The organism is Neobacillus pocheonensis, from assembly GCF_050477905.1.
Lineage (GTDB): Bacteria > Bacillota > Bacilli > Bacillales > Cytobacillaceae > Neobacillus > Neobacillus pocheonensis_A.
The window spans coordinates 1-11,535 of the sequence record NZ_JBCNAD010000120.1; the positions used below are offsets into that span (position 1 = coordinate 1).

Sequence of the window (11,535 nt, forward strand, 5' to 3'; positions counted from 1 at the left end):
TAGCCACGTTTAACCATGCCGGTTCTCGGAGTGCAAAGGTATGCCCGGCTTGCCGGGATGGCGTTCTCGAAAGAGATAAGCCACCATTGCGCGGAGAGGTTCGGTGTGGTTGGCTAAAATGACCGATTCGAAATACGCCTGGATGTGGCTCGACGAAAAACGACAGGAGCAAGCGCCAGCGCTGCAGGAACGATCCGCGAATCAAGCCCGTTTCCTTTGCTTCTTCGAATTTGCCCACAAGGGTTTTAGGGGGTTGGGGTTTGTCTTTCGCGAGGGTTTTCTTCGTGGAAATGGCTTCGGCGGCCAGAAGGGCCGGAGGCCGCGGATTTGGGCGGCCTCTGGTCCTGACGGCCACAAGAGAATCCGAAGTCACCGCCGCGTGGCGGTGGCATCCATCCGGGCCATGCCCGGCCTTCGCACCGGTTAGGCGCGCGCATCGTGTGCGTCCTGGCCGGTGCGATCCGGCCCGATCCGGATTTAGGCATAAAAAAACAGCTCTCCGTGAGCTGTTCAAATCGCTAATTCGATTTTATTTAGACATACCTTGCAATAGCTTTATAATCCCCTTCTGTTAATTCTTGTTTAAGATGCTTTTTAAATTCTTGTCTGATTCTTTCCCTGACCCCATGAACATCATGGCTCAAACTTCCTTCTTTTTCATGGATGACATTGATACACTTGAAGATATCAGCGTAATAAGTTACCTTCAAATCTTTAGCAATTTCTTCAAGAACTTCGCCATGACAATTTCGATCAACCAGCTTTGCATATTTTGAAATCACTTCGCTTGTTATCATTTCATTTTTCCTCCAATTCATATGAACTTTTATTCACTTCAACTTGCCTTCCTTGGTAATCCGGGGGCCACTGCCCCCAGCCATTAAACTGCAGCGGAGCTTGTGGCCCGGAATTGGATCCCGGAAAAAACTTTCAAGCGCTTCATGGTTTTCGCCTTTGGATCGCATATGTAAAGCCGCTGGTTTTCCTGGACGTTCATCCCGTCAGCGAATGTGTTCCGGATAGCATCAAACCAGGCTTTCGCGCTGCTGATTGTCTCTTCATCACCTTCCAACGGTAAGAGATCAGTTCCGTGATTGCGAACAAACCAGCAAAAAGGTACATTTCCAATTTGCTCCAAACGGGATAAATCCAACTCGTAAAAATCCATGTGATAAGCTTTCACCACTTTCCCGACCACTTTTTCCATATCCAGGACGAACGGATCCGTTCCAAACCTTTCCCACAACCGGGTTACGTTTTTCAATTTGGCTTCAGCTCTTTCTATCTGCTCCGGATCCGGCCAGCTGGAAAGCTGGGCTTTTTGAAGTTCGGCGTTTAGTTGGTCAAGGATCTTGTTTATCATGGTTTCATTCCTCCGTTTGATAATTTACTTTTATTCTGTTGGATGCCGGGGCCAGTGGCCCCGGCTGCGCCGGTTATTGGCATTGCCCCCGGCCTCTTAGTTCCAGAAAAATTTTTTCAAGTACCATAAACCGCTTGGCGTGTTGTAATCGAATTTGAATTTTTCAACGTAGTTTGAAACGACATAAATATTTGTTCCTTCCGGCGTTATTTCTTTGTATGCCCGTACCATGCAGCCGTTCATTTTGATTACAATTTGCGGCAAGTGAAGAACCTCGGCGCGGTTTCCAATCATCGAAACGCGATATGCGCCGTTAATTTTGTATGTGTCTTCCTTGATCTTCTCCCCCAGGCTCAACCCGAATTTTTTCATCCATTTTTCCAAATGTTCCGGGGTTTTGAAAGACGTTTCTCTTGACCCTCCCGAATACACAATGAACATATTGTCATCACGGCCCGGCTTCAACTTGACCAGTGTATAGTTGCCTTCAAGCGGTGGTACATAGCGTTCTTTTTTTGTTTTATCCGGTTTAGTGGCTAATGCCTTAGAAATCAATTCCGGATCCAAACCGTTCTCGTTAGCGCTCGGATAAATAATGTCATCCAACATTTGAAGATATGATGCTGTATGCTCTCCGACCAGCTGCACATATTGTTCTGGCGTGATATGTCCCGGAAGCCGTTTGCATATGCCACCGTAAAACTCGCAATTGCTTTTCACATGTTCATATAAATTGCCGTAAACTCTATCCCTTTGCTCCAATTCATAACAGCCTTGATATATAAAACCATTGGTGAAAAGGATCTCAAAGTCGGTTTTGTAATAACCTTCCTTTGGAGCTGTGAGCGCCATTCTTTTTAAAATTTCGTTGGCCTCATCCCAGGAAGAAGCAATGCCTTTTTTGCCACATTCAGCGCTCGGGCCTTCACCACGGACTATAACAATCCGTTTCACTTGAACATGCGTCATGTATCCGTATTTCAGCGCTCTTTTAAGCTGCCGATAATCCATATCGTTTAACGCTTCATATTCAGCGCCCCAGCCTTGCGGATCGGTCGAATGAGCATCTAGGATGTTCCAAACATTCGCAAATTCAGGGAGTGCCTTCACGGCCTCTAAAGCAGCTGCTTGCGCTTTGGTGATGGTTTCGGGTCTAATTGTTTTCGTCATGGAAGATCATTCCTTTTCGTTTTTTTATTTGACAAATTTGTTTAAATCGAATATTCGGGGGAAGTTGCCTGTCTAGCCCGAGCGGTAATGAGCGGAAGGCTCTTGCCGGTTTGATGAGCAGTTTTCCTTCTGCGTTGTTGCTGCGTAGCGTATGGAGTTTTCAAGGAGCAGAACATTCGTTGTCGTAGCCGTCATAGCGCCCTTTATCATGCCGGTTCTCGTCGTGCAAGGACTTGCCCGGCTTGCCGGGTGGCGTTCTCGAAAGAGATAAGCCATCCTTGCACGGCGGGGTTCGGTATGATTTGCTATGATGACGGATAAGACAACGGGGAATGTTCCTCCGCGGAAAAGTCCAGGAGCCTAGCAGCTGCAGACGGTACAACGGTTGCGAATCGAACCGGCGCTCTTGACCTGGCTCTTGACCTTGGCCCTTGCCCTTTTCTATTTCTTTCAAGAGGGGTTGGCTTCTTCGGAATCGCCTCGTCCCGGCCAGAACGGCCGAGGGGCTGCGGATTTGGGCAGCCTTCGGTTGTGGCGGCCACCGCTTGAATCCGAAGCCACCGCCCCGCGGCGGTGGCATCCTTCGGGCGCAAGCCCGGCCTTTGCGCCGGTTAGGGCGCGCGCATCGTGCGCGTCCTGGCCGGTGCAGCTCTGCAACAAAAAAAAGCCGGTGAGCAGCATTGAGCTGCTTTCCGGCTGGATCCGTTAGCGGATCATAATTATATAGCGGATTCGGCGGTTATTGGGTCTACATATTTGGACAAGTACAAATTCCCGTGATTCAAAACATATACGTCCTGGCGCGTTTTCTTAACCCTACGTTGCTGTTCCTCGCCTATAAATTCATTTTCTATCGGCGTACCGTCTTCCATTTTAATTTCCCTGATGACTGCGCTTTTGCCCGTTGTCTTAACGATTTGGAAAGCTGCTCTAATGTTGTTGCTTGTACTCCATTTTAAAACTACAATGTCACCAGCGTTAAAGGGGTTTACTGTTTCTTCCTTCTTATCCGTCCAACCTTCGGGGATTTGCATTTCTTGAATTTCTGCATATGGTTTTTGGCAATAACAATTTTTTAAATGTTCCTCTACATACTGGCCGTAAACTGTTTTCGGATTTGTTTTTGTTACCGTCGCCCAAGATCCTCTAACCTTAATTAGATAGCCGACTTTGACTGTTTCTTTGTTGTACTCATAACCTCCGGCTTCATCCATGCAGTTTTGAAGGAATGCAAGTTTATCGACTTCGTATTCCATACGATCTAATAATCTTGCAAGCCATTCTTCATTATTTTTTTCCTCTGCCTGAACGATATATCTTTCAATGCTGCGAATTTGTTTTTGGCATTCTTCTATCCTGTTATTGAGATAACGTTTATTTTTAAGTTGTGACTGATCCGCTGTTTCTCTCGCAATTCCTGCACGTTCCTTGAAATACTCGCTTTTGCGGTATTCATCAAACCCCTTGCGATAACGGTCTAAAATTCTATTTCTTTGATTTGTGAATGCTCTGCCTCTGCTACTGTTTATATTCGGCTGCGTCAGCCATGACCAGTCTTGACGATTTTCATTAAATTCCTGTTGTAATCCTGCGGCTCTATTCGCTGCGTTATCTGCATACCCATCGTAGCGCTCCGCTCTACGCTCTGCCTTTTCTGCTTTGCGTTCTAACTGTTCAGCATATGACAAGCGTTCGCCTTCCTGTCCTCCATTCGTAAAGCCCAAACGTTCTGCGATCCGAATTGCTGAATAGTGGTTATTCGTTGATTTTGATACCCATGCACCCACCGATCCAGCCCATGAAAAGAAGCGCTTCATTTCTTTCTTTTGGTCTTCTGGCAATGCCTTATATTCCTCTTTCGTAAAACGCAGTTCTATTTTCTGTGTTTCGCGGTTCAATACGTATTGTTTTTCCATCGTTCATTCTCCTTTTTTTCTTGACAAATTTGTTTAAATCGAATATTCGGGGGAAGTTGCCTGTCTAGCCCGAGCGGCAATGAGCGGAAAGCTCTTGCCGGTTTGATGAGCAGTTTTCCTTCTGCGTTGTTGCTGCGTAGCGTATGGAGTTTTCAAGGAGCAGAACATTCGTTGTCGTAGCCGTCATAGCGTTCTTTATCATGCCGGTTCATGACGCGCAGGGATTTACCGGCTTGCCGGTGGCGTTCTCGAAGAGATAAGCCATCTTTGCGCGGCAGGGTTCGGCATGATTTGCTATGATGACGGATACGACAACGGGGAATGTTCCTCCGCGGAAAACACCCGGAGCCTAGCAGCTGCAGACGGAACAACGGTTGCGAATCGAACCGGCGCTCTTGACCTGGCTCTTGACCTGGCTCTTAACCTGGCTCTTGACCTTGGCCCTTGCCCTTTTCTATTTCTTTCAAGAGGGGTTGGCTTCTCCGGAATCGCCTCGTCCCGGCCAGAACGGCCGAGGGGCTGCGGATTTGGGCAGCCTCCGGTTGTGGCGGCCACCATTTGAATCCGAAGCCATCGCCCCGCGGCGGTGGCATCCTTCCGGGCCGCGACCGGCCATTGCGCCGTTTTAGGGCGCGCGCATCGTGCGCGTCCTGGCCGGTACAGCTCTGCAACAAAAAAAGCCGGTGAGCAGCATTGAGCTGCTTTCCGGCTGGATCCGTTAGTGGAGAACCGGCTTATTAAGCCGGTTCGATCTCCGTCATGGTTTGGCTTTGACAGTTCGGGCAGCTTGGGCTATACGAAAGGCAATCTTCGCAAAGATTGAATCCGCAATTTTCACAATGCTTGGATGCGGTTTTTTCCTGAGAATTCACTTCATCGCACCAATCGCAAAGCGTCTCTGCTGCAAGTTCTTCCTCGTCCTCCTCATCGCGAACGCTCGGCAGCTCACATTCAATCCAATCGTTCCCGGAGCTGACGGCAACGTTTGACAAAGCATCCTCTTGTTCAAGGAGAGTTTGAAACAACTCGTCATCACTGGTCGTTTTGGGGTAACGATCACGTATATCGTCAATGTGCCATGCAGTAGCCAAAACGGTATATTGGGCTAGACAATCTCTTATCGGTATATGGTTGAAAACAGCAGCAAAGGGTATTTCATTCGCCTCGGCTTTTATGATCGCTTCAAGTAATTTCCGATAAACGGAATACACTCTCAGACGATCATGGTTTGAAAAGTCACCATCGGGATAAAGCCGATCAAGATGAATGACATCGCAATTATGTTCATCGACTAGATTTCCGTCATGGTCAAAATCCATGAATTTAACGTTCGTATGCTCCGGATCCGAGCATGTTCTTACAAGATGGTCTTGAAAATCAGTGAGTTGTTTCCAGTTTGTGAATACCGATACAGCAGGGTTATAGCCCTCAACCCATACGTGAATTTCAGCTACATGTTCCTTTCCTTTAAATCCTTTAATCATATATTTTCGCTCCTTTTTATTTTGATTGAATCAGCTGGCTGGTTTAACCAGCCGATTCTAGGTTTTTGAAATTCCCTGTATTGCAGTTAGGGCATTGTTCACCCCCAAAGCAGCGCCTGCACACGGTAAATCTGCAATGGCTACACTCACGTTCCGGCTCCCTCTTTTCGCACCAATCGCACTCGGCAGATTCGTCTTTCGTGACGGCATCGGATGGATCCTCAAACTTCATGTACTGGATAAGATCCATCCAATCGGCATGATTGAGGCCAGCACTTCGTAGAGCTTGATTAATTTGGCTCGTCGTAAGGGTACTGTAAAGATGCCGAAATAAGAGGGCAAAGCGCTCATTGCCCGTATTAAGGGGTTGGTTTTTGGAGTTTTCCATCTTCTTCGTAACAGCTCCTTGTTCGTTTTTCCTTACGCGGAGAACGCACCACGTAGCCCCGACAATGCAAGGCTGGACGAATGAAACAAAGGGTGTGAGTCGGGCGATTTGTCCGGCTCTGCCCCTGCCGTGGAATGCCCTTCGTCCACCCCGCAGGGGTCGCCTTGCATTGGTAAAGGGGCGAAGTGGTAAGGTCGGAGCGTAAGGAAAAACGCTAATTACCATTCGTTCAATAGGAGCTGCTTGCAGCTCGTTACCTTCTGACTTTAGAAATATAAAAAAACACCAGGTTGTCCTGGTGTTACCGCTGGCCGGGGCCGGATTGAGGCGATTTATATGACCGGATTAATGCCGGGATTTGCGGCTCCCGGCTGGCCGTCCGGTTTACCAATCGTATGACGGCAAATCTTCGATAAAATCAGCATCCCGGTCAAGCATTACCCAGCTGCACAGGTTTTCCCTTGCATATACCAGAACGGCGCGCAAGTCGTCCGGCACACCCTCCATATTGTACATGTCGGGGTCTTCCGGATCATCAGGGACCACGATGAAAAAGCCATAACCGGATTTTTGATAAAAAACAATTGGAAGCATCGCCAGTGGATCATCCGGCCCATGATCTAAAAGCAGCTTATTCGTTTCCTCCGAAATGTGGCCTGTAGAAATAGTTAGCATTTGAACAATCGGTATATGATTTTCGCTCATGAATTGATCCCTCGCTTTTTATTATTGGCCGGGGTTTATGGCCCCCGGCTGGCCAAAATGCACTTAGATACAAGTGAATTGGATACCTTCGAATTCAATGCCATCAAAGATATAGTCGTGAAAAAGTCCTTCCACGCTCTTGCAGACCTCCCCCAGCGTTTCGTTGACCGGATCGCCTATGTCCGTTGAAAACTCGATAATCGCATATTCGTAATCATCAGCCAATACACCCGGCGTGATACTAAAGGTAATCCGGATGTTATCATGTTCTTTCGTGAACAAAGCGAAATATGTAAACCTCGATTCAAGTTCAACGATGTAATCCACGCCGTCGATGACATTGGTAAACGGAACCAGGTTTGACGGAAGACCAAACTTGAGATGCGTTACATGCAGCAGCCGGGTTAATTCCGGATAAAGGTACGAGATTTCAAATCCGTCAATATCCTTGGTTTGCAGCACATACCCTTTTCCGCTCCGGGCTTCTACTACCTGGGCAAGTATGTGGCCATCGTCTTCGTTGACTAGCGTTTTAATCGGCTCGCCCGGCAGAGCATCAAAATGTTCCACCCAGGCCGTATTTGTCCAATCTCTCATCATATTCAACATTCCTCCCTTGTATTTGGTACATTCAAACGGGACCGTGTTAACCATTTAAGCTGTATCCGGATCCAACATAGACAACCGAGTTCATAACATGGTATACCGTGAGATTGTGCCTATTGTCTTCGTCCCTAAAAGATATGGCGGTTAAGTTGGTATAGCCTCCCCTCGAAACATTTACATTTTCCCGGATTCTCTGATAAGCGTTCTGTTTGAAAAGAATCTCGTTCGCCTGGATAACAGAATTATCGTTTACGATGTCTTCTAATGTCTGAAAAACAGGCATATGGTCCTTATTTCCTCTCTCTGCATGTTCCGGAACGTTGTCATGGATGACCTGATATAGAATGTCTGTAACTCCATTTTGAACGTTTTGCTCCACTTCATCAGAAAATGAGACTAATAGCCCTGTAGAGAGGAAAGTTCCGACAAATGTATCGCCTCCGTCATGGAGCATAAGATGCTCATTATTGGGACCTTCAAACATATAAGAAGGGAAATCGGGATAATCTTCGTCCCTCAATACCTCACCTGTTGCCTCATATAACGTACCGTCAACCAATTGGATTTTTTTAGGGATTTTTTTCATGTCCATCATTCTCCTTTACTTCTTGAGAAATTTGTTTAAATCGAATATTCGGGGGAAGTTGCCTGTCTAGCCCGAGCGGCAATGAGCGGAAAGCCCTTGCCGGTTTGATGAGCAGTTTTCCTTCTGCGTTGTTGCTGCGTATCGTATGGAGTTTTCAAGGAGCAGAACATTCGTTGTCGTAGCCGTCATAGCGTTCTTAATCATGCCGATTCATGACGCGCAGGGATTTCCGGCTTGCCGGTGGCGTTCTCGAAGAGATAAGCCATCCTTGCGCGGCAGGGTTCGGCATGATTTGCTATGATGACGGATACGACAACGGGGAATGTTCCTCCGCGGAAAACACCAGGAGCCTAGCAGCTGCAGACGGAACAATGGTTGCGAATCGAACCGGCGCTCTTGACCTTGACCTTGACCTTGGCTCTTGACCTTGGCTTTTCTTTCATGAGGGGTAGCTTCCCCGGAATCGCCTCGTCCCGGCCAGAACGGCCGGGAGGCTGCGGATTTGGGCAGCCTCCGGTTGTGCGGCCACAGCTTGAATCCGAAGTCACCGCCCGCGGCGGTGGCATCCTTCCGGGCCGCGCCCGGCCTTCGCACCGGTTAGGACGCGCGCAGCGTGTGCGTCCTGGCCGATGCGGTCCAGCTCGATCCTACGCCAAAGCAAAAGGAGCTGCAGCCGCAGCTCCCCCTAATGGTCTTCATATTTCCTTATTGCTTTCTAAATTTATCAAGAAAATCTGCAATATTGCCGCAAATTTGTAGCCAAACAATGAACCAAAACAATAAAGAATCTTTATACGGAAAGTGCATCGATTTCAAAAAGTATATCTTCTTGTTGTACCAAGGAAAAGCAGTCATCATGTGGATCGGTCCCACGTAATCGCCCTCAACGGCAATCGCTTTATCAAAAGGGCGTATATAAATCTGTTCTTTGGAAAATGTATTTGCCGGGAGAACGAATTTATATGTTCTTGGAGAAGATTCCGTAAAATGTGAGGTCCAAAATGAATCAAAATCCGGTTCGTCCGTTCCGTTCCCATCCGATAGATGAAACCATATGAATCTTTTAGCTCGGTCCTCAGAACGCATCGAATAATTTGATCTCTTGCTTCCGTGTGCGATTAGGTTAATAGTATTTGTTGCTTCATAATGCTTTATATCATCTACAGATAAGTAATCAGTATAATGAATCAAATTACGTCCAGCATAAAGATCGTACTCACTCGACGTAATGGGTCGCATATAGTAACCATCGCGAACAATTACAAACCTTGATCCGAACGTATTGTACAAAACAAATACTAATAAGCAACACGGCAATAAATAAGATAGCGCTGCATTTGTCCCCCAAAAACGGGCTACGACAAGAGCAATTAAACAAGCTACAGCAAACGATATTACTACTTGCAAAATCAAGTGAAGCATTGTTGATATTGTAAATAAATATAGCCGTACCCTGCCTATAATTCCTCTAACCTTCTTTTTTTTCGACCGAGTTGAACTTCCCATAGATCTTCCCCCATACCATTTATTTTCGTATAATATCGGAATTTATGATTAAAACAAATTGGCCGGGCAGCGCCCGGCCTCTCGCGCCGGTTAGGACGCGCGCATGATGCGTGTCCTGGACGGTAAGATATCGGACTATGCAATAAATTATTATGTCTTCTTGATGATATTATCGGGAGAACAAACACCGTAATTGAGTTGATTATAAGGCAACGTTGTAAATCCCTCTTACTTTCCGCTGTATGTATCCTTCCAACTGCTGCAGCGTTTGCAAGATAGCCGGGCAAGGGGCGCGAACCCCTTGCCCGGCCGTTTTTCGTTTCGCCTATTTATTTAGATCGCTTCCAGCAAGTAAGGAAATATCAACGTTAAGAATTTCCAGGTATTCTAACAACTCTTCTTTTTCATTAGCTTCGACTTCATTGAAATAAGTTTGTTCTGAATCTGATTCAATGCCCCAAAGTCCAGCCGTTTCAATCTTTTGGACTTTAAAAGAACCACCACCGCACGGAATATAAATCGTTGCTACGGCGCGAATTCCGATACAATGCCATTCCCCGCGTTCAAATGAGGCAAGTCTATTTAGATCCTCCGGGTACTCCACTGCAGAATCTTCGAGATAACTAACATCTGCATGTTCGTCATATTCGTGTTTGAACTCAATCCGTTCCAGAATTGCCCGTTTTCCACCATGTTGTTCGCTAAGTGCTTTAATCTTGCCGAAATTATCAATTTTGTACATTTTCGTTCATCCCCTATTTAAAAATTTGGTTGTCTCGTATGCTTGGATTTAGCAGCCTAGATATAAAATCGTAAAATCATTTGTTTAAAACTCTGCTTTCGGCCCCCAAAATGCAACGTAATTGTCCTCTTTCTGGGCCACCCCTATTACATATTTTCGAATACAAGTAGTTCCCCAGCCTTTTTCATACATGTTCATTGCTAGGTCTTCGGCCAAATGAGGAATAACAGCGCGCCTCTTATCCCAATAAATTTTTTCTAATTCTTCATGGATGATTTGTTGAACAGCCGGAATGCCTTCCTTTGCTTTTAAATGTTTGCAAGAAATCCGGGCAGCGCGGGCAACCTTATAAGCATCGGAATACTCCTGCTGCGTGAATGCGGCAAAGGCATAACGTTGACTCGGCCCTTTGTAGTCATTCATGGCTTTGGCGACAGTAAGAGGAAAGCTTGACAACCAATTCATATATCTCTCGTCCTCACTTTATGGGAAGAATAGTTTGTGATACCCGGCTTCAAGCCGAATTTCAAAATCGATACAGCGCTCCGTGCAATAATTGCGAATCCATCCGATGACTTGGTTTGCTTCCGGGAAGCCAACGTAACATATCGCAGCATCCCCCTCATGCATGGCCCAATTGAACGTAGAGAGCATATCAGCAACAAGATCACCGGCCACATCCAGCCCTATGCGCTGCTCATCGGTCAGCCGAAACATATCCTCCAATTCCTTCATGTGCGCTTCCCCGAAGCGCACCAAAACTGCATTATCAGACATGCGCGGCCGCCTCCTTTTGCTCATGTAACCAATCCAAGTAAATGCCCAGCCGCGCATCGTTAAACATTGCTTCCATTAGAAGAGCATCATAAAACTCGTCGGCCGTCCGTGTCTTGCCTATCTCAACCTTTGCAATTTCTGCTACCATCATCGAAAACCACTCTCTTTCTTCTTGACTTTTTTGCTTTAATCGAAAATCTGGATTCGCTTGCGGCTCTAGCCCGAGCGGCGATGAGCGGAATCCTTTAGGGCTTGATGAGCAAATACCGCTGCCAGCTGGCAAGCGTGAAGC

General features: G+C 46.8%; 17 protein-coding genes. 2 read left to right on the forward strand and 15 right to left on the reverse strand.

What is annotated here, in order from left to right:
- Positions 1 to 533: 533 nt before the first annotated feature.
- The 5 genes from ABES02_RS29775 to ABES02_RS29795 form a co-directional block, all read right to left on the reverse strand.
- Positions 534 to 797, reverse strand: a complete 264-nt coding sequence (locus tag ABES02_RS29775) for a hypothetical protein (RefSeq protein WP_430141655.1) — start codon at positions 795 to 797, stop codon at positions 534 to 536.
- 83 nt (positions 798 to 880) lie between these two features.
- Positions 881 to 1,363, reverse strand: coding sequence for a hypothetical protein (locus ABES02_RS29780; protein WP_430141656.1), 483 nt, complete (start codon positions 1,361 to 1,363; stop codon positions 881 to 883).
- Between the two features lie 96 nt (positions 1,364 to 1,459).
- Positions 1,460 to 2,533 carry a hypothetical protein gene (locus ABES02_RS29785; protein WP_430141659.1) on the reverse strand — a complete coding sequence of 358 codons (1,074 nt, stop codon included), beginning with the start codon at positions 2,531 to 2,533 and terminating at the stop codon, positions 1,460 to 1,462.
- A gap of 305 nt (positions 2,534 to 2,838) precedes the next feature.
- On the reverse strand, positions 2,839 to 3,126 hold the full coding sequence (locus tag ABES02_RS29790) for a hypothetical protein (RefSeq protein WP_430141662.1): 288 nt from the start codon (positions 3,124 to 3,126) through the stop codon (positions 2,839 to 2,841).
- Between the two features lie 126 nt (positions 3,127 to 3,252).
- Complete coding sequence (locus tag ABES02_RS29795) at positions 3,253 to 4,449, reverse strand: DUF3560 domain-containing protein (RefSeq protein ID WP_430141665.1); 1,197 nt, start codon at positions 4,447 to 4,449, stop codon at positions 3,253 to 3,255.
- Between the two features lie 286 nt (positions 4,450 to 4,735).
- On the opposite strand from ABES02_RS29795, the gene ABES02_RS29800 reads away from it, so the two are divergent.
- On the forward strand, positions 4,736 to 5,011 hold the full coding sequence (locus ABES02_RS29800; RefSeq protein WP_430141667.1) for a hypothetical protein: 276 nt from the start codon (positions 4,736 to 4,738) through the stop codon (positions 5,009 to 5,011).
- A 175-nt stretch (positions 5,012 to 5,186) separates the two neighbouring features.
- Here the strand turns inward: ABES02_RS29800 and ABES02_RS29805 are convergent, their stop codons facing one another.
- From ABES02_RS29805 to ABES02_RS29825, 5 genes are all read right to left on the reverse strand, one after another.
- Positions 5,187 to 5,933 carry a hypothetical protein gene (locus ABES02_RS29805; RefSeq protein WP_430141669.1) on the reverse strand — a complete coding sequence of 249 codons (747 nt, stop codon included), beginning with the start codon at positions 5,931 to 5,933 and terminating at the stop codon, positions 5,187 to 5,189.
- 57 nt (positions 5,934 to 5,990) lie between these two features.
- Positions 5,991 to 6,143: a hypothetical protein gene (locus ABES02_RS29810; protein ID WP_430141672.1), complete on the reverse strand. Its 153-nt coding sequence runs from the start codon at positions 6,141 to 6,143 to the stop codon at positions 5,991 to 5,993.
- Positions 6,144 to 6,705: 562 nt separating this feature from the next.
- Entirely contained in the window at positions 6,706 to 7,026 is a 321-nt protein-coding gene (locus ABES02_RS29815) for a hypothetical protein (protein WP_430141674.1), read from the reverse strand.
- Between the two features lie 63 nt (positions 7,027 to 7,089).
- Complete coding sequence (locus tag ABES02_RS29820) at positions 7,090 to 7,626, reverse strand: hypothetical protein (protein ID WP_430141676.1); 537 nt, start codon at positions 7,624 to 7,626, stop codon at positions 7,090 to 7,092.
- Between the two features lie 46 nt (positions 7,627 to 7,672).
- Positions 7,673 to 8,218 (reverse strand): hypothetical protein, encoded by a 546-nt coding sequence (locus tag ABES02_RS29825; RefSeq protein WP_430141678.1) that lies wholly within the window; start codon positions 8,216 to 8,218, stop codon positions 7,673 to 7,675.
- Between the two features lie 287 nt (positions 8,219 to 8,505).
- On the opposite strand from ABES02_RS29825, the gene ABES02_RS29830 reads away from it, so the two are divergent.
- Complete coding sequence (locus ABES02_RS29830) at positions 8,506 to 8,643, forward strand: hypothetical protein (protein WP_430141680.1); 138 nt, start codon at positions 8,506 to 8,508, stop codon at positions 8,641 to 8,643.
- Between the two features lie 280 nt (positions 8,644 to 8,923).
- Here the strand turns inward: ABES02_RS29830 and ABES02_RS29835 are convergent, their stop codons facing one another.
- The 5 genes from ABES02_RS29835 to ABES02_RS29855 all read right to left on the reverse strand — a co-directional run.
- The gene (locus ABES02_RS29835) at positions 8,924 to 9,724 is read right to left on the reverse strand and encodes a hypothetical protein (RefSeq protein ID WP_430141683.1); all 801 of its coding nucleotides are present in this window, start codon (positions 9,722 to 9,724) and stop codon (positions 8,924 to 8,926) included.
- A 325-nt stretch (positions 9,725 to 10,049) separates the two neighbouring features.
- The gene (locus ABES02_RS29840) at positions 10,050 to 10,466 is read right to left on the reverse strand and encodes a hypothetical protein (protein WP_430141686.1); all 417 of its coding nucleotides are present in this window, start codon (positions 10,464 to 10,466) and stop codon (positions 10,050 to 10,052) included.
- Positions 10,467 to 10,550: 84 nt separating this feature from the next.
- On the reverse strand, positions 10,551 to 10,931 hold the full coding sequence (locus ABES02_RS29845; protein WP_430141688.1) for a hypothetical protein: 381 nt from the start codon (positions 10,929 to 10,931) through the stop codon (positions 10,551 to 10,553).
- A gap of 18 nt (positions 10,932 to 10,949) precedes the next feature.
- The gene (locus tag ABES02_RS29850; RefSeq protein ID WP_430141691.1) at positions 10,950 to 11,243 is read right to left on the reverse strand and encodes a hypothetical protein; all 294 of its coding nucleotides are present in this window, start codon (positions 11,241 to 11,243) and stop codon (positions 10,950 to 10,952) included.
- Positions 11,236 to 11,535: hypothetical protein (locus ABES02_RS29855; protein WP_430141694.1), on the reverse strand; the 300-nt coding region annotated here is incomplete at its 5' end. The genes ABES02_RS29850 and ABES02_RS29855, both read right to left, overlap by 8 nt.